Origin of the sequence: Enterobacter asburiae (assembly GCF_007035645.1) — a bacterium.
Lineage (GTDB): Bacteria > Pseudomonadota > Gammaproteobacteria > Enterobacterales > Enterobacteriaceae > Enterobacter > Enterobacter asburiae_B.
Window position 1 is genome coordinate 2615951 of sequence record NZ_AP019632.1, and the last position, 17472, is coordinate 2633422.

The 17472-nt window shown below is 55.8% G+C and carries 19 protein-coding genes and 2 tRNA genes; 13 read left to right on the plus strand and 8 right to left on the minus strand.

Features of this window, described 5'->3' with window-relative positions; all coding sequences use genetic code 11:
- Positions 1-28: 28 nt before the first annotated feature.
- The gene (locus tag FOY96_RS12415; RefSeq protein ID WP_039262338.1) at positions 29-673 is read right to left on the minus strand and encodes a riboflavin synthase; all 645 of its coding nucleotides are present in this window, start codon (positions 671-673) and stop codon (positions 29-31) included.
- Positions 674-898: 225 nt separating this feature from the next.
- Between FOY96_RS12415 and mdtK the strand changes: the two genes are divergently transcribed.
- From mdtK to FOY96_RS12435, 4 genes are all read left to right on the plus strand, one after another.
- The gene (gene mdtK / locus FOY96_RS12420; RefSeq protein ID WP_087822431.1) at positions 899-2272 is read left to right on the plus strand and encodes an MdtK family multidrug efflux MATE transporter; all 1374 of its coding nucleotides are present in this window, start codon (positions 899-901) and stop codon (positions 2270-2272) included.
- A 153-nt stretch (positions 2273-2425) separates the two neighbouring features.
- Positions 2426-2502: transfer RNA gene (locus FOY96_RS12425), tRNA-Val, on the plus strand.
- Between the two features lie 4 nt (positions 2503-2506).
- Positions 2507-2583: transfer RNA gene (locus tag FOY96_RS12430), tRNA-Val, on the plus strand.
- 118 nt (positions 2584-2701) lie between these two features.
- Positions 2702-4297, plus strand: coding sequence for an FAD-NAD(P)-binding protein (locus FOY96_RS12435; RefSeq protein ID WP_143347175.1), 1596 nt, complete (start codon positions 2702-2704; stop codon positions 4295-4297).
- Between the two features lie 28 nt (positions 4298-4325).
- Here the strand turns inward: FOY96_RS12435 and FOY96_RS12440 are convergent, their stop codons facing one another.
- Entirely contained in the window at positions 4326-4961 is a 636-nt protein-coding gene (locus FOY96_RS12440) for a carbonic anhydrase (RefSeq protein ID WP_023311344.1), read from the minus strand.
- Positions 4962-5033: 72 nt separating this feature from the next.
- On the minus strand, positions 5034-5816 hold the full coding sequence (locus tag FOY96_RS12445) for an MBL fold metallo-hydrolase (RefSeq protein ID WP_143347176.1): 783 nt from the start codon (positions 5814-5816) through the stop codon (positions 5034-5036).
- A gap of 125 nt (positions 5817-5941) precedes the next feature.
- Between FOY96_RS12445 and FOY96_RS12450 the strand changes: the two genes are divergently transcribed.
- A complete protein-coding gene (locus tag FOY96_RS12450; protein WP_003857665.1) occupies positions 5942-6082 on the plus strand; it encodes a hypothetical protein in 141 nt (46 codons plus the stop codon).
- A gap of 92 nt (positions 6083-6174) precedes the next feature.
- Here the strand turns inward: FOY96_RS12450 and FOY96_RS22975 are convergent, their stop codons facing one another.
- On the minus strand, positions 6175-6345 hold the full coding sequence (locus FOY96_RS22975; RefSeq protein WP_157843316.1) for a hypothetical protein: 171 nt from the start codon (positions 6343-6345) through the stop codon (positions 6175-6177).
- Positions 6346-6587: 242 nt separating this feature from the next.
- Here FOY96_RS22975 and FOY96_RS12455 point away from each other — a divergent pair, with 242 nt between their 5' ends.
- The 4 genes from FOY96_RS12455 to FOY96_RS12470 are packed head-to-tail and all read left to right on the plus strand — an operon-like array spanning position 6588 to position 9682.
- Positions 6588-7418 (plus strand): ABC transporter substrate-binding protein, encoded by an 831-nt coding sequence (locus FOY96_RS12455; RefSeq protein WP_161798672.1) that lies wholly within the window; start codon positions 6588-6590, stop codon positions 7416-7418.
- Positions 7419-7420: 2 nt separating this feature from the next.
- Positions 7421-8236, plus strand: coding sequence for an amino acid ABC transporter ATP-binding protein (locus FOY96_RS12460; RefSeq protein WP_039262344.1), 816 nt, complete (start codon positions 7421-7423; stop codon positions 8234-8236).
- Positions 8236-9012 carry an amino acid ABC transporter permease gene (locus tag FOY96_RS12465; protein WP_039262345.1) on the plus strand — a complete coding sequence of 259 codons (777 nt, stop codon included), beginning with the start codon at positions 8236-8238 and terminating at the stop codon, positions 9010-9012. Before FOY96_RS12460 ends, FOY96_RS12465 begins: the two co-directional genes overlap by 1 nt.
- Positions 8996-9682: an amino acid ABC transporter permease gene (locus FOY96_RS12470; RefSeq protein ID WP_032657777.1), complete on the plus strand. Its 687-nt coding sequence runs from the start codon at positions 8996-8998 to the stop codon at positions 9680-9682. The genes FOY96_RS12465 and FOY96_RS12470 overlap by 17 nt, the downstream gene beginning before the upstream one ends.
- On the opposite strand, the gene fumD is transcribed toward FOY96_RS12470, so the two are convergent.
- The 4 genes from fumD to FOY96_RS12490 all read right to left on the minus strand — a co-directional run bounded on the left by fumD (position 9663) and on the right by FOY96_RS12490 (position 12502).
- Complete coding sequence (gene fumD / locus FOY96_RS12475) at positions 9663-9872, minus strand: fumarate hydratase FumD (protein ID WP_008500615.1); 210 nt, start codon at positions 9870-9872, stop codon at positions 9663-9665. The two genes, FOY96_RS12470 and fumD, sit on opposite strands and share 20 nt — an antisense overlap.
- Positions 9873-9982: 110 nt before the next feature.
- Positions 9983-10795, minus strand: a complete 813-nt coding sequence (locus FOY96_RS12480; RefSeq protein WP_008500616.1) for a MetQ/NlpA family ABC transporter substrate-binding protein — start codon at positions 10793-10795, stop codon at positions 9983-9985.
- A gap of 23 nt (positions 10796-10818) precedes the next feature.
- Positions 10819-11487 carry a methionine ABC transporter permease gene (locus FOY96_RS12485; protein WP_008500617.1) on the minus strand — a complete coding sequence of 223 codons (669 nt, stop codon included), beginning with the start codon at positions 11485-11487 and terminating at the stop codon, positions 10819-10821.
- Positions 11480-12502 carry a methionine ABC transporter ATP-binding protein gene (locus tag FOY96_RS12490; RefSeq protein ID WP_143347177.1) on the minus strand — a complete coding sequence of 341 codons (1023 nt, stop codon included), beginning with the start codon at positions 12500-12502 and terminating at the stop codon, positions 11480-11482. Before FOY96_RS12490 ends, FOY96_RS12485 begins: the two co-directional genes overlap by 8 nt.
- 400 nt (positions 12503-12902) lie before the next feature.
- Between FOY96_RS12490 and FOY96_RS12495 the strand changes: the two genes are divergently transcribed.
- From FOY96_RS12495 to pykF, 4 genes are all read left to right on the plus strand, one after another.
- Entirely contained in the window at positions 12903-14273 is a 1371-nt protein-coding gene (locus FOY96_RS12495) for a pyridoxal-phosphate dependent enzyme (RefSeq protein ID WP_032657782.1), read from the plus strand.
- A gap of 11 nt (positions 14274-14284) precedes the next feature.
- On the plus strand, positions 14285-15430 hold the full coding sequence (locus tag FOY96_RS12500) for a trans-sulfuration enzyme family protein (protein ID WP_045887795.1): 1146 nt from the start codon (positions 14285-14287) through the stop codon (positions 15428-15430).
- A gap of 73 nt (positions 15431-15503) precedes the next feature.
- The gene (gene ynhH, locus FOY96_RS23365; RefSeq protein WP_432612584.1) at positions 15504-15800 is read left to right on the plus strand and encodes a protein YnhH; all 297 of its coding nucleotides are present in this window, start codon (positions 15504-15506) and stop codon (positions 15798-15800) included.
- A 7-nt stretch (positions 15801-15807) separates the two neighbouring features.
- Entirely contained in the window at positions 15808-17229 is a 1422-nt protein-coding gene (pykF, locus tag FOY96_RS12505; protein ID WP_029739779.1) for a pyruvate kinase PykF, read from the plus strand.
- Positions 17230-17472: the final 243 nt, after the last annotated feature.

Sequence of the window (17472 nt, forward strand, 5' to 3'; positions counted from 1 at the left end):
AATAACCCCGGATAGCCGGGGTTATTTTTTATTCTTCTTCTGCGGCGGTCTTTATTATTGCCGCTTCTTTTGCTGCCAGCACGCGCTCAACCGTATCCACCACCGCCTGGGTTTGCGGATCGATTTCAATATTCACGCGATGCCCCAGTTTTTTGGCGCCCAGCGTGGTGCGCAGCAGCGTTTCAGGAATTAAATGCACGCAAAAACGCGTTGGCGTTACTTCACCCACCGTCAGGCTAATCCCGTCAATGCCAATAAATCCTTTATAGAGGATGTATTTCATTAATGAAGGATCCTGCATTTTAAACCAGATTTGACGGTTATTTTCCGAGGTCACGATTTTTGCCACTTCAGCGGTGGTCATGATGTGCCCGGACATCAGGTGGCCGCCAATCTCATCGCTGAACTTTGCCGCCCGCTCAACGTTGACGGTATCTCCCACCGCCAGCTCGCCAAGGTTGGTGATGCGCAGCGTCTCTTTCATCAAATCAAAGCTAATCTGGTTGCCGTTAATTTCGGTAACGGTCAGGCAGCAGCCGTTATGAGCAATCGACGCGCCTGTTTCAATGCCCTCAAGCATATATTCCGGCAGCTCAACAACATGAGTACGGAAATTAGGTTTTTCATCAATGGACACCACTTTGGCGGTGCCCTGCACAATACCAGTAAACATGCTTACAACTCCTGTTTTTTCCGGACGGTGGTGACACCGTTTAATCCCACCACAATAACAGTTGGAAAAAGAGGTTGCCAGCGGAGCGCATTTTCTGGCGATTTTTTCACTAGATAAATAGCTAAAGCCCGCTACAATAGCTGGCACCCCCCTGCATTTTCTTCTTGCTGCCCGTTTCGGCGGCTTTTTTAGTCTCTCAAATAACAACAAAATAAAGGTGTTCACGTGCAGAAGTACATGAATGAAGCGCGCCAGCTATTGGCACTGGCTATACCAGTGATCGTCGCGCAAGTGGCCCAGACCGCAATGGGATTTGTGGATACGGTAATGGCAGGTGGCTATAGCGCCACCGATATGGCGGCCGTTGCTATCGGCACGTCAATCTGGCTTCCGGCCATCCTGTTCGGCCACGGTCTGCTGCTCGCGCTCACGCCGGTTATCGCTCAGCTCAATGGCTCGGGTCGTCGCGAGCGCATTGCCCATCAGGTTCGTCAGGGTTTCTGGCTGGCAGGGTTTGTTTCCGTGCTGATCATGGTCGTGCTCTGGAACGCGGGCCACATCATTCGCGCTATGCATAACATTGACCCGGCACTGGCTGATAAAGCCGTGGGCTATCTGCGCGCCCTGCTCTGGGGTGCGCCCGGCTACCTCTTTTTCCAGGTGGCGCGTAACCAGTGTGAAGGCCTGGCGAAAACCAAGCCCGGAATGGTGATGGGCTTTATCGGTTTGCTGGTCAACATTCCGGTGAACTATGTCTTTATTTACGGTCATTTCGGGATGCCGGAGCTCGGCGGCGTCGGCTGCGGCGTGGCGACAGCAGCCGTTTACTGGGTGATGTTCTTCTCCATGATCGCCTTTGTAAAACGCGCCCGTTCCATGCGCGATATTCGCAACGAGAAAAAATTTAGCACGCCGGACTGGAACATCATGACGCGTCTGGTGCAGTTAGGGTTGCCGATCGCCCTCGCGCTGTTCTTTGAGGTGACCCTGTTTGCCGTAGTCGCCCTGCTGGTCTCCCCGCTGGGCATCGTGAACGTGGCCGGGCACCAGATTGCGCTGAACTTCAGCTCCCTGATGTTCGTCCTGCCGATGTCGCTGGCGGCGGCGGTGACCATCCGCGTCGGCTTCCGCCTGGGCCAGGGCTCAACGCTTGATGCGCAAACGGCCGCCCGGACCGGGCTGGGCGTCGGCGTCTGCATGGCTGTCTGTACGGCGCTCTTTACCGTTGCATTACGCGAGCAGATTGCCCTGCTCTATAACGACAACCCGGAAGTGGTCACGCTGGCATCGCACCTGATGCTGCTGGCCGCGATTTACCAGATCTCTGACTCCATCCAGGTGATTGGCAGCGGCGTGCTGCGCGGATATAAAGACACGCGCTCAATCTTCTTTATCACCTTCATCGCCTACTGGGTGCTGGGTCTGCCGTGTGGCTATATCCTGGCGCTTACCGATCTGGTGGTGGATCGCATGGGACCGGCAGGGTTCTGGATGGGCTTTATCATCGGCCTGACGTCGGCGGCGATTATGATGATGATGCGAATGCGCTTCCTGCAGCGCCAGCCATCAACGGTCATTTTGCAACGCGCGGCACGTTAACGACGCGGTAGCCGCCGCACGGCGGCTACTTTCTCTTCACTTTGCGCGGTAATGAAGCAATCGCGTGAAATCAGAGAGAAAAATGCATTTTCCCTCTTGCCACCTCGGTGCTGTGCCGCTAATATTCGTCCCCGTTGTCGCCGACAACACGTTGCGTTCATAGCTCAGTTGGTTAGAGCACCACCTTGACATGGTGGGGGTCGTTGGTTCGAGTCCAATTGAACGCACCATTCTGCGTCCGTAGCTCAGTTGGTTAGAGCACCACCTTGACATGGTGGGGGTCGGTGGTTCGAGTCCACTCGGACGCACCATTTCAGTCCTGAAATGGTGCAAATCCTCTTCTGATATCCTGAATTTTCCTAATCCCTTATTTTCATCATTGTTCTCCTGCTACGCTTTTCTTATGGAAAAAAAACAGGAAGACCGTCGATGAAGAAAATCGCGATTATCGGCTCCGGCCCCACAGGGATTTATACTTTTTATCATCTCCTTAAAAACAGCACGCCGCTCTCCGTTTCCGTTTTCGAACAGGCCGATGAAGCTGGCGTGGGTATGCCCTATAACGACGACGATAACTCTCGTCTGATGCTGGCGAACATTGCGAGCATTGAAATCCCGCCCATTTTTATGACCTACCTCGACTGGCTGAAGGATCAGAGCGAAGCTCATCTGGCGCGCTTTAAAGTTGATAAAGCCCGCCTGCATGACCGACAGTTCCTGCCACGGCTTCTGCTGGGCGAGTATTTTCGCGACAGCTTTCGTTCAATCGTGAAAGAGGCCAGAAAGCTGCGGTTTCAGGTTGATGTCCATGAATCCACCCAGGTCACCGATATCGTGCCCACGAAAGAAGGGGTCACGCTTTCCGTCAACGACAGCGCCTTTCCTGAACGCTTCGACCTTGCGGTTATCGCCACCGGTCACGTCTGGCCAGACGAGGACGAAGCCACGCGCGCGTTCTTTCCAAGCCCCTGGTCCGGTCTGATGGATGCCAGTATTCCTCCCTGCCGCGTCGGTATCATGGGGACATCGTTAAGCGGTCTCGACGCGGCCATGGCGGTAGTGATGCAGCACGGTGAATTTCGTGATGATAAATTCGTGCTGGATAAAGGCAGCGACGCGTTGAAGATTGTCCTGATGTCCCGAACGGGCATTCTGCCGGAAGCCGATTTTTACTGCCCTATTCCTTATGAACCGCTGTCGGTCTTAACCGAATTTGTGGTTGAAAACGAGATCGCCAAAGGATCGAATGGCCTGCTCGACCGTATATTTACCCTGATGGTGAAAGAGCTTCAGCTCGCTGACCCGACGTGGTGTGAGAAAATATCCCTGCATAAGCAGAATGCGGACAGCATTCGTGAGGCCTGGTTTGAGGATCGTAAACGGCACGGCCCCTTTACCTGGGCCGAAGAGAATCTCAACGAGGTGGAGCGGAACAAACGCGAGCGGCGCACCGTAGCCTGGCGCTATACCGTGCTTCGGCTGCATGAAGTGGTTCAGGAGATTGTTCCCCACCTCAGCGAACGGGACAGAGAGCGCTTTAAGCAAGGCCTCGCCCGCGTATTCATCGACAACTATGCGGCCATTCCTCCGCAGTCTATCCGCAGGCTGCTCGCGCTTCGCGAAGCCGGCATCATTAGCGTGGCGACGCTCGGTGACGATTACACGCTGGACATTGGCAGCGATCGAACGGTAATCACCACACAAGAGACCGTTTACCGTTTCGACGTGTTTATTGATGCGCGCGGACAAAAGCCGCTCAAAACGAAAGATCTGCCCTTTCCGACGCTGCGCAAACAGCTGGAAGCCACGGGTGAAGAGATACCGGACGTCGGTGAGGATTACACCTTAAATGCGCCTGACGCCGTTCGCGGGCGCATTGCCTTCGGCGCGATACCGTGGCTGATGCACGATCGTCCCTTCGTTCAGGGGCTGGCGGAGTGTGCAGAGATTGCACAAGCAATGGCGAAGGCGGCGGAAAAACCCGCGTCGCGATCGCGGCGCAGACTACCGTATATCGAGAACTGACAGGGCTTCCATGCCCTGCTGTCGCGGATTACTCGAAGAAGACTTCCGGGTTTTCAGACAGCGAAACGAAGGTTTTCGTCGCTTTATCCAGGGCAAGAATTTTGCCGCTTTCAATGTCGTACACCCAGCCGTGCAGTCGGATGGAGTTATTACGCAGGCCCACCGCGACGGACGGGTGGGTCTTAATGTTGCTCAGCTGCGCAAACACGTTCTCCTGCACCATCGCATTGACTTTATCGATCGGCTTATCCCAGGTTTTCTTCTCAACCACGGCTTTCGCCGCGTCAGAATAGCGCAGCCAGTGTGACACAGCAGGCATCGGCTCCAGGTTCGCGTTATCGGCAATCGCCTTCATCGCGCCACAGTTGGAGTGACCGCAAATCACGATATCCGTGACGCCCAGCGCCACCACGGCGTATTCGATGGTTGCAGACACGCCGCCAGGCTCCGGCCCGAACGGCGGCACGATGTTGCCAGCATTACGAATGACAAAGAGTTGTCCTGGCTCTTGCTGGGTGACCAGTTCCGGAACCAGACGGCTGTCGGAGCATGAGATGAACAGCGCTTTGGGATTCTGGCTGGACGCTAAACTGCGGAAGAGTTCTTTACGTTGCGGGAAAATCTCTTTTTGAAAGCTGAGAAAACCTTCAATGATATGTTGCATAGCAATGTCTCTTTTATCTGTTTTAGTTTAGGCATGATCGAGATCACACTCGTAAAGTTTACCCATCGTGGTTTACTTCAGACAAGCAATATATTTCTGGCCCGACCGCTGAACAATCTCGTCCGCGAAGGCCGGGATGTTCTGCCCTTCAAACGCGCCGTAAAGACGTTCGAAGGTTTTCCTTTCGAGATGACTCACCACCGACGCCACGGTGCGGGCCGGCAGCGGAAGATAATTCGGGTAGCTCCACATAAACGAGACGGCGTCTTTACCCGGCGTGACCTGCAGAATATCGCCCACCAGCAATACCCCATCCCCCTCCTGCCAGTGCAGCACCGTTCCACCGGCAAAATGCCCGCCCAGACGCAGCAAGGTGACCGACGGGAAAATCTCCAGCGCATCCCCCTCCCAGAAATGAATGGCCGGGCTGTCGCGCATGACCCACTCTCTGTCGCTGGCATGCAGGTAAACCGGCGCATCAAACGCCGCAGCCCACTCCTGCATGGTGGTGTAATAGTGCGGATGTGAAATAGCAATCGCGCTGATGCCGCCGAGGGCGGTAACGAGCGCTTTGGTTGCGGAGTCGAGGTTGGCGATGCAGTCCCAGAGAATATTGCCGTGGGCCGTTTGCAGGAGCAGCGCCCGCTGGTTTATCGCAAACGCGGGCACCGTTTTGATCCCAAACAGCCGCGGCTCCAGCTGCTGCCATTTGTTGGTATGGGTGGCGGTGACGGTGTCGAAATCGGTCCACGCCTGGCCCGTGGCGGGCACGTACTGACGTTCATCTTCGCAAATCGGGCATCTGTCCGGGCGGGCATCGTAGGCGGTTCCACAGGTTTTACAGAGTGTAATCATGTGCTCTCCTCAGCGATAAAGCACTGAGTATGGCAGGGATTATCCTTATGTGCTGCGAGGTACATTGCTGGCTTTTTTTGCCCTATACTGTGCCAGTATCAAAAACTGAACAGAGCAGGTGCCACATGGAAATTGATCTCGATAACTTAGTCTTTAACGGTCTGGATGAAGCCGAAGAGCGTAATGCCGAACGTCTGGATGATGCAGACAAAAAAGCGCAGGCGATTGTCGCCGACGACGACTGCGGCGACGCCTGCAAAATCTAATAAAAAAGCACCGGGAAACCGGTGCTTTTTTATTTCACTCGTTATACGTCACGCACACCTCGTTCCAGTACGTTTCGCGCGTGCGGCGCAGTTCAGCGTGACGTTTTATCATGGAACCACTCCGGGTCAATGTTGGCAACGTCGACGCCATACAGGCTGGCGACAGGCAGGATTGACTCAAGAACACGTTGCGCGCTGTTCTCCGCATTCACTGGTCGGGTCGCAAAAAACCGCCGTAACGTGCTGATCCATTTTTTCATCATCTTACCCTCTCTCGCCGTGTCTGATCTCAGTTAAGCACTCAAATGCCTCGCGGGGGAAATACCAAAATTCACTGTTGATGTGCAGGATCTGCAAATAGCATCCCGTTCTTTTCACTCTTCATTAACACGTTGTTCACTAATGCTTTTTTGCTCATAGCAAAGAACGATTTCTTATTTGGCGATAGCTTTCGCTTATGGGAGCGTAGCGGGGTAAAACAAAAACAACGGGATGGCGAATGACTATGGCAGCAAACATGAAAGGGTTTACAAAACGGACACTGGTTCTGGGATTACTGGCGGCGGGCAGCCTGCTTTCAGCGCAGGCACAGGCCGATCAGCTGGCGGATATTAAGGCCGCAGGGGTGGTAAAAGTGGCCACCTTTGACGCCAACCCGCCGTTTGGCTCTATTGATGCCAAAACGCACGAGATCGTGGGTTATGACGTGGACTTCGCCAAAGCGCTGGCAAAATCGCTCGGCGTGAAGCTTGAACTGGTTGCCACCAATCCGGCTAACCGTATTCCGCTGCTGCAGTCCGGAAAAGCCGATCTGATCGTGGCGGATATTACTATCACTCCGGAACGCGCGCAGGTGATTGATTTCTCAACGCCTTACTTTGTCACCGGTCAGCAGTTCCTGGTGCCGGCTAAATCACCGGACAAGCTTGATGACTACAGCCGGGCGCGTATTGGCGCGGTCAAAGGAACGACGGGCGAGCAGGCGCTGCACCAGCGTTTCCCGCAGTCACGCGTGCTCTCGTATGACGATATTCCGCTGGCGCTGACGGCGCTGCGCAACGGTAACGTACAGGCCATCACCCAGGACAGCACCATTCTGGCCGGTCTGCTGGCGCAGGCGCCGGATAAAGCGAACTTTAAAATCCTGCCCGATCTGCTCAGCAAAGAAGAGATTGGCGTTGGGGTGAAGAAAGGTGAAACGGCGCTGCTGAAGGCCGTTAACGACGAGCTGGTTAATCTCGAGAAGAACGGTCAGGCAGCAAAAATCTACGATGTCTGGTTTGGCCCAAACACGCCTTCCCCACAGCCTCGCGCCTTTAAAATAGAAGCCAGATAATTATGCTCTCAGGTTTATTTTCACACTCCGCGGCCGGTGCCGCGGATTTTTCACATCTGGAACAGGCCAGCGTCGAGTTTCGTCATGTGGACAAACGCTACGGTGACCATCAGGTTTTAAACGACATTAACCTCACCATCACGCCCGGTGAAGTGGTCGCCATCCTCGGCCCTTCGGGTTCCGGTAAATCCACCCTGATTCGTCTCATCAACCAGCTTGAAACCCTGAGCGGCGGGGAGATTCTGGTCGACAACAAGCCTACCGCAAAGCTCTCCGGTACCGGGCTGCGCCAGCTGCGCAGCCGCGTGGGGTTTGTGTTCCAGCAGTTCAATCTTTACGCCCACCTCACCGCCAGCCAGAACATTACCCTGGCGCTGGAGCACGTTCACGGCTGGAAGCCGCAGCCAGCTCAGGAGCGCGCGCTGGCCCTGCTGGAGAAGGTCGGGATGCTGGAAAAAGCCCACCATTTCCCGGCAGAGCTTTCCGGTGGACAGCAGCAGCGCGTCGCGATTGCCCGCGCCCTGGCCTCTTCACCGCAAATCATTCTGTTCGATGAACCCACCTCCGCGCTGGATCCGGAGATGATTGGTGAAGTGCTGTACGTGATGAAAGCCCTCGCCCACAGCGGGATCACGATGATCGTGGTGACCCACGAGATGCAGTTTGCCCGGGAAATTGCCGACCGGATTGTCTTTATCGACGGCGGGCAAATTCTGGAAACGGCGCCGCCGGCACAATTTTTCAGCCAGCCGTCGCATCCGCGCGCGCAGCGGTTCCTGCAGAAGGTGCTCAACCCGCTGCATCAGGAGCATCTGTAATGCCCGCGCTCGACTGGCAGGGGGTACTGACCGGACAGCCTCTGCAGTGGATACTCTCCGGATTCCTCACCACCCTGTGGGTCACGCTTGCCGGGATGCTGCTGGCCAGCCTGCTCGCACTGCTCTTTATGCTCCTGCGCCTTTCCGGCGGACGCCCCGGGAACGCGGTCGTCAGCAGCTGGGTGTCGCTGTTTCGCAATACGCCGCTGCTGGTGCAGCTGCTGTTCTGGTATTTTGCCGCCTGGAACGGGCTACCGCAGGCGTTCCGCGACGCGGTGAACGCGGATCACAGCTGGTCAATTCTGCCCGGCGACGTCTGGTGGTTTACGCCCGAATTTTTATGTTCTGCCTGGGGGTTGGGCGTCTTTACCTCGGCGTTTTTAATCGAAGAGGTGGAATCGGGGTTACGTTCCGTACCTGCCGGACAGCGGGAGGCGGCGCTCGCGCAGGGATTCTCCGCGTGGCGTCTGTTTCGTTACATCCTTCTGCCGCAGGGCCTGGCCAACGCCTGGCAGCCGGTTGTGGGCCAGTACCTTAATCTGATGAAGCTCTCCTCGCTCGCGAGCGGGATTGGCTTTGCCGAGCTGACCTATCAGGTCAGGCAGATCGAGAGCTATAACGCGCACGCGCTGGAGGCGTTTACCCTCGGTACCGCACTCTATCTGCTGACCGGCCTGGTCATGGGGCTGGTGCTGGTTCGCATCGGGCCTGACGCGAAACGTAAACGCCCAGGCGTCGCCACCACAGGGAGTGAAAAACATGATTGCCGGACTTAACGTCATCACCGATAACCTCGACTATCTGCTGTGGGGACGCGCGGCGACGGGTGAACCGGGGGGCGTATTGCTGTCGTTGATGATGGCGGCCGGGGCCGCCGTCATCGCCCTGCCCGGTGGGATAGTGCTCGCGTGTTTGGCCTGGCGCTTTACCGGGCTCGTGCGAAAGGCCCTCTTTTTATGGGCAGAGCTGATCCGCGGCATCCCGCTCATCTTCGTGATTTTCTGGATGTGGTATCTCCTGCCGCTTATGACCGGGGGCGATCTGCCGGGAGCGCTGACCGTCACGCTGGCCCTGGCCTGGTTTACCGCGGCAACGGTGATGCACTCGGTGCTGGCCGGGCTTAACGCGCTACCGTCCGGACAGTACGAGGCCGCACTGTCTCAGGGATTCAGCACGCAGCAAACCCTCCTGCGCGTGCTGCTGCCGCAGGCGCTGAGGAATATTCTGCCGTCGCTGGTGGGGATTTTTATCAGCCTGCTGAAGGATACGTCGCTGGCGTTTATCGTGAACGTACCGGAACTGACCACGGTGGCGGGACAGGTCAACAACCGGGTGCAAATCTACCCGGCGGCCATTTTTATCTTTACGGGCGTGGTCTACTACCTGCTCTGCTGCTCGCTCGAACAGCTTGCGAAACGCTGGCGCATTACCCGGCCAGCGCTTTAACCACCGTTTCCATCGCTTCGGTTGTCAGTTCACTGCGCTTAACGCGCTGGTTCGCCAGCGCGGTACGCAGGACTCCGGCAATGACAATATGCTTTGGCTCCTGCCCTAAATCACGCATCTCAAGCACCACCTTCCCGACCACCCGGCACATCTCCTGATACAGCGCTTCATCTTTGGTCACGTTACCCATCGTCATCACTCCATTGCCTGTTAAACGTTGAGCTTAAATGATTCTCCTGCCGGATACAAAAAAGAAGCCCGGCGAGAGACTCGCCGGGCTTCATCTGTAAAATCAGTAAATTAGTTGTTTACTGGGATGACCGCGCCTTTGTACTTGGTGCGGATCCAGTCCTGAATCTCTTTCGAGTGCAGCACGTTCACCAGCGCAACGATATCTTTCTTCTTCTCGTCACCGCGATGCACGGTAATGATGTTGGCGTACGGGTTGTTTTCACCGCTCTCTACCGCAATCGGGTCGTGAACCGGATCCAGACCGGCGTCAATCGCGTAGTTGGCGTTAATCACCACCGCATCGCCTTCGTTGTTGTTGTACATCTGCGGCAGCAGAGAGGCTTCCACGTTCGGCGTGAACTTCAGCTTTTTCGGGTTCTCAACGATGTCGCTGATGCGCGCGGTCACTTTATCGATGCCCGGCTTCAGCTTGATCACGCCCTCTTTCTCGAAGATGGAGAGAATGCGCCCCTCTTCAGAAACCGCGTCACGCATGATGATCTTGCCACCTTCCGGCAGGTCTTTCAGCGACTTGTATTTTTTGGAGTAGATGCCGATTGGCTCAATGTGGATCGCGCCCGCACTGACGAAATCGTAGTCTTTATCGCCCGCATGATCCTTAAGCACGCTGTTCAGGTAAGGAATGTGCTGGAAATAGTTCGCGTCGATGTCATGACCCGCCAGCGCGGTGTTCGGCAGAATGTAGTCCTGGAACGGTTTAATCTCCAGGTCGATACCCTGCTTCGCCAGAATCGGCTTAGCCTGCTCCAGAATTTCGGCGTGCGGCGTGTTGGATGCGCCCACGGTCAGGGTGTCGGCCCAGGAGGCGAAGCTCAGGGCGCTCAGGGTTGCGGCGGCGATCAGTGTCAGTGTTTTTTTCATGATGTGGTTCCTGTGTGTATTTATTAGCGTTTATCTAACAGTGAAGTAATGACATCGCCGCAGAACTGGATAATGAAAACGATGATCAGAATGGTCACCGTTGCCACCAGCGTGACGTCACCATGGTTGCGCTGGAATCCTTCCAGATAAGCCAGATTTCCCAAACCGCCGGCGCCAATCACCCCCGCCATTGCGCTGTAGCTCACCAGCGCAATGAGCGTCACCGTAATACCCGATACCAGTGCGGGTGATGATTCCGGCAGTAAAACCCGAAACACTAACGTGCTCAGTCGTGCGCCCATCGAGCGCGTTGCTTCGATGACGCCTTTATCCACTTCACGCAGGGCGATCTCCACCAGGCGTGCGTAGAACGGTGCGGCGCCTACAATCAGCGCCGGCAGCGCCGCGTTGGCGCCGAGAATGGTGCCGACGACGGTCTTGGTGAACGGGATCAGCAGGACAATCAAAATGATGAACGGAATAGAGCGGAACACGTTCACCACAATCGAAATCACGCTGTAGACCGTGCGGTTGTGGAACAGCCCGCCGCGCGCGGTTAAAAACAGCGCCAGCCCCAGCACGATGCCCAGCACAAACGTCGCCACGCCGGACAGCGCGGTCATGTACAGCGTCTCCAGCGTCGCCGCCCAGAGCTGATCCCACTTGAGATGCGGAAAGAGATTCTCAGCCATGTTTAATCACCTCGCCTTCAATATCGCTGTGCTGCAGGTCGGCGAGGATATTGTTCAGTTGTTCATCGGATGCCACGACATTTACCCAGAGCTGACCAAACACCCCGTGGGCGGTTTGCGTCATTTTCCCGTGCAGGATGTTAAACGGCAGGCCGTAGCGCAGGGTCAGTTCACCCACAATCGGCTTATGGGTGCTGTGCCCGGTAAAGGTCAGCCTGATGACCGTGCCTTCCAAATCGTTTGCCAGTTCGGTATTGAAGGTTTCTTCCTCGGCGTACTGGCTCACCTGACGGACAAACTGCTGCGTAATCGGCTGCTGCGGATGGGTAAAGACGCTCAGCACGTCGCCCTCTTCCACCACTTTACCGTTCTCCATCACCGCCACGCGGTCGCAGATTTTGCGTACCACGTGCATCTCGTGGGTGATCAGCACGATGGTCAGCCTGAAGCGGCGGTTAATATCCAGCAGCAGATCGAGGATCTGATCGGTGGTCTGCGGGTCGAGCGCGGACGTGGCTTCATCGCAGAGCAGCACGTCAGGGCTGTTAGCCAAAGCGCGCGCAATGCCGACGCGCTGCTTTTGCCCGCCGCTCAGCTGGGACGGGTACGCATTCTCGCGCCCCTTCAGGCCAACCAGCTCCACCAGCTCGGCGACGCGCGCCTTGATGCTGGCTTTTGGCACACCGGCGATTTGCATCGAGAAAGCGATATTCTCGCTCACCGTGCGCGACCACAGCAGGTTGAAGTGCTGGAACACCATGCTGATTTTCAGGCGCGCCTGGCGCAGCGCTTCACCCTTGGCCGCAGAGATATCCTGCCCGTTAATGGTCACGCTTCCGGCGCTGGGTTTTTCCAGGCCATTCAGCAGACGAATCAGCGTGCTTTTCCCGGCTCCGCTGTAGCCGATAATTCCGTAAATCTGTCCCTGTTCTATCGTCAAATTGACGTTATCAACGGCAGTCAGCGCGACCTTTCCGTTGTCAAAAACCTTCGAAATATTCCTGAGTACGATCATTCTTATTCTTTATCCGTTTCGCGCATGGCTGTTTAGCAGTATGGATGTCCAAACGATAGTAAACAGGCGTTATCAGCTTTCAAATGAACAAAAAAGAATTTGTTATAACTTTCGGAAATAAACAGCGGATTTACAGGGTGGGAAGCATTTAGATCAATTTCAGCAATGATTATCTGCCGGATGCATATCTGCTGGCAGATGCCCGCTAAAAACGCTCATTTTTTCAGCATTTCCTGCCGATATAGCCATCCTCACATCCAGACAACTTTACGTCTTGCTGTCCTGACATCCAAAAATGGCATTTATATTCTTTTCTGTTCTAAAGAGCAGTGAATGGTTCTTTATTGCGAAAATTTCGCCGCTCTATCATCCCGTCATGACATCCAGAAAGGAAAACATCATGACGATTTACCACTCCGTCACTGAACTGATTGGCCGTACCCCGCTTATCCAGCTGCACAAGCTTGATACTGGCCCCTGCTCGCTGTTCCTGAAGCTGGAAAACCAGAATCCGGGCGGCTCTATTAAGGATCGCGTTGCGCTGTCGATGATTAACGAAGCGGAGCGTACCGGCCAGCTGCAGCCGGGCGGCACGATTATTGAGGCGACGGCGGGGAATACCGGTCTCGGCCTGGCCCTGATTGCCGCCCAGAAAGGCTACTCGCTGATCCTGGTGGTGCCGGACAAAATGAGCCGCGAGAAGATTTTCCACCTGCGCGCGCTGGGTGCCCAGGTGGTGCTGACCCGCTCCGACGTTAACAAGGGCCACCCTGCCTACTACCAGGATTACGCCCAGCGCCTGGCCAACGAGCTGCCCGGCGCGTTTTACATCGACCAGTTCAATAACGAGGCCAACCCGCTGGCGCACCGCACCACCACGGCACCGGAACTGTACGAGCAGCTTGACGGGCGGATCGACGCCATCGTGGTGGGCGTCGGCTCAGGCGGTACGCTGGGCGGCCTGCAGGCGTGGTTCGCCGAGCACTCTCCGCACACGGAGTTTGTCCTGGCAGACCCGGCCGGATCGGTTCTCGCCGACCAGGTGGAAACCGGACGCTATCACGACGCGGGCTCCTGGCTGGTTGAAGGTATTGGCGAAGACTTTATTCCGCCGCTGGCCCACATTGAAGGGGTGAATCGCGCCTGGCGCATCACCGACCGCGAGGCCTTCACCACCGCGCGCGATCTGCTGAAAACGGAAGGCATTCTGGCGGGCTCCTCCAGCGGCACGCTGCTGGCGGCCGCGCTGAAGTATTGCCAGGCGCAGACCGCGCCGAAACGCGTGGTGACCTTCGCCTGCGACAGCGGCAATAAGTATCTCTCGAAGATGTTCAACGATGACTGGATGCGTCAGCAAGGGCTCATCACGCGCCCTCAGGCCGGCGATCTCTCCGACTATATCGCCCTGCGCCACGATGAAGGCGCCACCGTTACCGCCGCCCCGGACGACACGCTTTCCACCGTACTGGCACGCATGCGCCTGTATGACATCTCCCAGCTGCCGGTGCTGGAGAACGGCAAGGTGGTGGGCATTATCGACGAGTGGGATCTCCTGCGGCACATCGGCGGCGACGGAGACCGCTTCGCGCTTCCGGTGACGGCAGCCATGACGCGTCAGGTGGAGTTTCTTGATAAACACGCCCCGGAAAGCGCCCTGAACGCCATCTTCGACCGCGGTCTTGTGGCCGTGATTAATGACAACGACCGTTTTCTCGGTCTGATTACGCGCAGCGACGTTCTGACCGCCTGGCGCAACCGTCTTCAGCAATAAAGGAATCGATGATGAAAAACCTGGCTACCCTGAGCGTACACAGCGGCGAGTTCAACGACCAGCACGGTGCCGTCATGCCGCCGATATACGCCACCTCAACGTTTGCGCAACCGTCACCCGGCGAGCATACCGGCTATGAGTATTCCCGCAGCGGCAACCCTACCCGCCATGCGCTGGAAACCGCCATCGCTGAACTGGAAGGCGGCACGCGCGGCTACGCCTTCGCCTCCGGTCTGGCGGCCATCTCCACGGTGCTCGAACTGCTGGATAAAGACAGCCATATTGTCGCCATTGATGACGTTTACGGCGGGACGTATCGCCTGATTGAAAACGTGCGCAAGCGCAGCACCGGCCTGCAGGTCAGCTGGGTTAAACCGGACGACTTAGCTGGTCTCGAGGCCGCCATTCGCCCGGATACCCGCATGGTGTGGGTCGAAACGCCAACCAACCCGCTGCTGAAGCTGGCGGATCTGGCGGCCATTGCGGCGATCGCCCGCCGTCATAACGTCATCAGCGTGGCGGATAACACCTTCGCGTCACCGGTGATCCACCGTCCGCTGGAGTCAGGTTTCGATATCGTGGTGCACTCCGCCACCAAATACCTGAACGGCCACTCTGACGTGGTGGCCGGGCTGGCGATTGTCGGGGACAACAGGGAACTGGCGGATAAGCTGGGCTATCTGCAAAACGCGGTAGGCGGCGTATTGGATCCATTCAGCAGCTTCCTGACGCTGCGCGGTATTCGCACGCTTGCTTTGAGGGTAGAAAAGCACAGCACCAACGCGCTGGCGATTGCGCAATGGCTGGAGCAGCATCCTCTGGTCGAAAAGGTGTTCTATCCCGGCCTGGAATCGCATCCGCAATATCAACTTGCCCGCACGCAGATGGCCCTGCCCGGCGGGATGATTTCCGTGGTGGTAAAAGGCGATGCGCAACGCGCCACCGAGGTGATTCGCAACCTGAAGCTGTTCACCCTCGCGGAAAGCCTCGGCGGTGTGGAAAGTCTGGTGAGCCAGCCTTACAGCATGACGCATGCCTCGATTCCGCTGGAGCAACGCCTGGCTAACGGCATTGTGCCGCAGCTAATTCGGCTCTCAGTCGGGATTGAAGATCCGAAAGACCTGATTGCCGATCTCAGCCAGGCGCTGCAAAAATAAGCAAAACGCGGCAGGTCAATCACCTGCCGCCATAAGTTGTCATCATGGCTTAACGCCTTGATAACAATATTATGTGAAACTGCACAGATTATTTCTGAAACACCGTTTCCATTTTCCTTTTATCTTAAAATCAGCGTATAATGCGCGCCTAATCCCTGGTGAATGGTTTCAGCGCTTGGAATACAAAAAACAACGTACAACTTCTCCTCTCCTTCGTTGGGCTGTCAATCAGGCACACTTTCTTCTGCACGCTCATTTGATGTCTCCTATCCTTAGTGCGTGTCATATACTCTTTTGCAACACAGGTTTGACTCCGCGGCGGTGCGCCCCCGGAGCGAGATTTCCATATCCTTCCCAACTTAAAGACTAAGACTGTCATGAAAAAGACGAAAATTGTTTGTACTATCGGCCCGAAAACCGAATCTGAAGAGATGCTGACCAAAATGCTGGACGCCGGCATGAACGTGATGCGTCTGAACTTCTCCCACGGTGATTACGCAGAACACGGTCAGCGTATCCAGAACTTGCGCAACGTAATGAGCAAGACCGGTAAAAAAGCTGCGATCCTGCTGGATACCAAAGGTCCAGAAATCCGTACCATCAAACTGGAAGGCGGTAACGACGTCTCTCTGAAAGCGGGCCAGACCTTCACCTTCACCACCGACAAATCCGTTGTCGGCAACAGCGAAATCGTTGCAGTGACCTATGAAGGCTTCACCAACGACCTGTCCGTCGGTAACACCGTGCTGGTAGACGATGGTCTGATCGGTATGGAAGTCACCGCGATCGAAGGCAACAAGGTTATCTGTAAGGTGCTGAACAACGGCGACCTGGGCGAAAACAAAGGCGTTAACCTGCCGGGCGTCTCTATCGCACTGCCAGCACTGGCCGAAAAAGACAAACAGGACCTGATCTTCGGCTGCGAACAAGGCGTTGACTTTGTTGCGGCCTCCTTCATCCGTAAGCGTTCTGACGTGGTTGAAATTCGTGAGCACCTGAAAGCGCACGGCGGCGAGAAGATCCAGATCATCTCCAAAATTGAAAACCAGGAAGGCCTGAACAACTTCGACGAAATCCTCGAAGCGTCTGACGGCATCATGGTTGCACGTGGTGACCTGGGCGTAGAAATCCCGGTTGAAGAAGTGATCTTCGCGCAGAAGATGATGATCGAGAAATGCGTTCGCGCGCGCAAAGTGGTTATCACCGCAACGCAGATGCTGGACTCCATGATCAAAAACCCACGCCCAACCCGCGCAGAAGCAGGCGACGTGGCTAACGCCATCCTCGACGGTACTGATGCCGTTATGCTGTCCGGCGAATCCGCAAAAGGTAAATATCCGCTGGAAGCGGTGTCCATCATGGCCACCATCTGCGAACGTACCGACCGCGTAATGAAAAGCCGTCTGGACTACAACAACGACAGCCGCAAGCTGCGCATCACCGAAGCGGTTTGCCGCGGTGCAGTAGAGACGGCTGAGAAGCTGGAAGCACCGCTGATCGTGGTTGCGACCCAGGGCGGTAAATCTGCTCGCGCGGTGCGTAAATACTTCCCGGATGCGACTATCCTGGCGCTGACCACCAACGAAACCACGGCTCGTCAGCTGGTGCTGAGCAAAGGCGTGATCCCTCACCTGGTGAAAGAGATCGCGTCTACGGATGATTTCTACCGTCTGGGTAAAGAAGTGGCTCTGGAGCTGGTTGATCGTGGTCTGGCACAGAAAGGTGACGTTGTGGTCATGGTTTCTGGCGCGCTGGTGCCAAGCGGAACCACCAATACCGCATCTGTTCACGTGCTGTAATAATTCCCGAACGAATTAATTTTGATAAAAAGCGCCCTCCGGGCGCTTTTTTTATTCCTGGCATTAGCTAAAGTCATTCAAATTGCAAATCGGGTTTTTCTATTTAATTGCGAATTATCTAAGATGAATCCGATGATAAATGCCTTTTTTTACATAGATTTTTGCTCAAAAAGGGCCGATTCGATGCTTCTTTGAGCGAACGATCAAAAATAGGTGTATTCCCATCAAAAAAATATTCTCAAC

Excerpts from the sequence above, each read along its gene's own strand:
- pykF (WP_029739779.1), top strand. The coding sequence starts at position 15,808 with ATGAAAAAGACGAAAATTGTTTGTACTATCGGCCCGAAAACCGAATCT.
- FOY96_RS12450 (WP_003857665.1), top strand. The coding sequence starts at position 5,942 with ATGGAAATTGATCTCGATAACTTAGTCTTTAACGGTCTGGATGAAGCC.
- fumD (WP_008500615.1), bottom strand. The coding sequence starts at position 9,872 with ATGGGTAACGTGACCAAAGATGAAGCGCTGTATCAGGAGATGTGCCGG.
- FOY96_RS12440 (WP_023311344.1), bottom strand. The coding sequence starts at position 4,961 with ATGCAACATATCATTGAAGGTTTTCTCAGCTTTCAAAAAGAGATTTTC.
- FOY96_RS12455 (WP_161798672.1), top strand. The coding sequence starts at position 6,588 with ATGGCAGCAAACATGAAAGGGTTTACAAAACGGACACTGGTTCTGGGA.
- FOY96_RS12500 (WP_045887795.1), top strand. The coding sequence starts at position 14,285 with ATGAAAAACCTGGCTACCCTGAGCGTACACAGCGGCGAGTTCAACGAC.
- FOY96_RS12415 (WP_039262338.1), bottom strand. The coding sequence starts at position 673 with ATGTTTACTGGTATTGTGCAGGGCACCGCCAAAGTGGTGTCCATTGAT.
- FOY96_RS12480 (WP_008500616.1), bottom strand. The coding sequence starts at position 10,795 with ATGAAAAAAACACTGACACTGATCGCCGCCGCAACCCTGAGCGCCCTG.
- FOY96_RS12445 (WP_143347176.1), bottom strand. The coding sequence starts at position 5,816 with ATGATTACACTCTGTAAAACCTGTGGAACCGCCTACGATGCCCGCCCG.
- FOY96_RS12490 (WP_143347177.1), bottom strand. The coding sequence starts at position 12,502 with ATGATCGTACTCAGGAATATTTCGAAGGTTTTTGACAACGGAAAGGTC.
- FOY96_RS12485 (WP_008500617.1), bottom strand. The coding sequence starts at position 11,487 with ATGGCTGAGAATCTCTTTCCGCATCTCAAGTGGGATCAGCTCTGGGCG.
- FOY96_RS12460 (WP_039262344.1), top strand. The coding sequence starts at position 7,421 with ATGCTCTCAGGTTTATTTTCACACTCCGCGGCCGGTGCCGCGGATTTT.
- FOY96_RS12435 (WP_143347175.1), top strand. The coding sequence starts at position 2,702 with ATGAAGAAAATCGCGATTATCGGCTCCGGCCCCACAGGGATTTATACT.
- FOY96_RS12470 (WP_032657777.1), top strand. The coding sequence starts at position 8,996 with ATGATTGCCGGACTTAACGTCATCACCGATAACCTCGACTATCTGCTG.
- FOY96_RS12495 (WP_032657782.1), top strand. The coding sequence starts at position 12,903 with ATGACGATTTACCACTCCGTCACTGAACTGATTGGCCGTACCCCGCTT.
- FOY96_RS12465 (WP_039262345.1), top strand. The coding sequence starts at position 8,236 with ATGCCCGCGCTCGACTGGCAGGGGGTACTGACCGGACAGCCTCTGCAG.
- FOY96_RS22975 (WP_157843316.1), bottom strand. The coding sequence starts at position 6,345 with ATGATGAAAAAATGGATCAGCACGTTACGGCGGTTTTTTGCGACCCGA.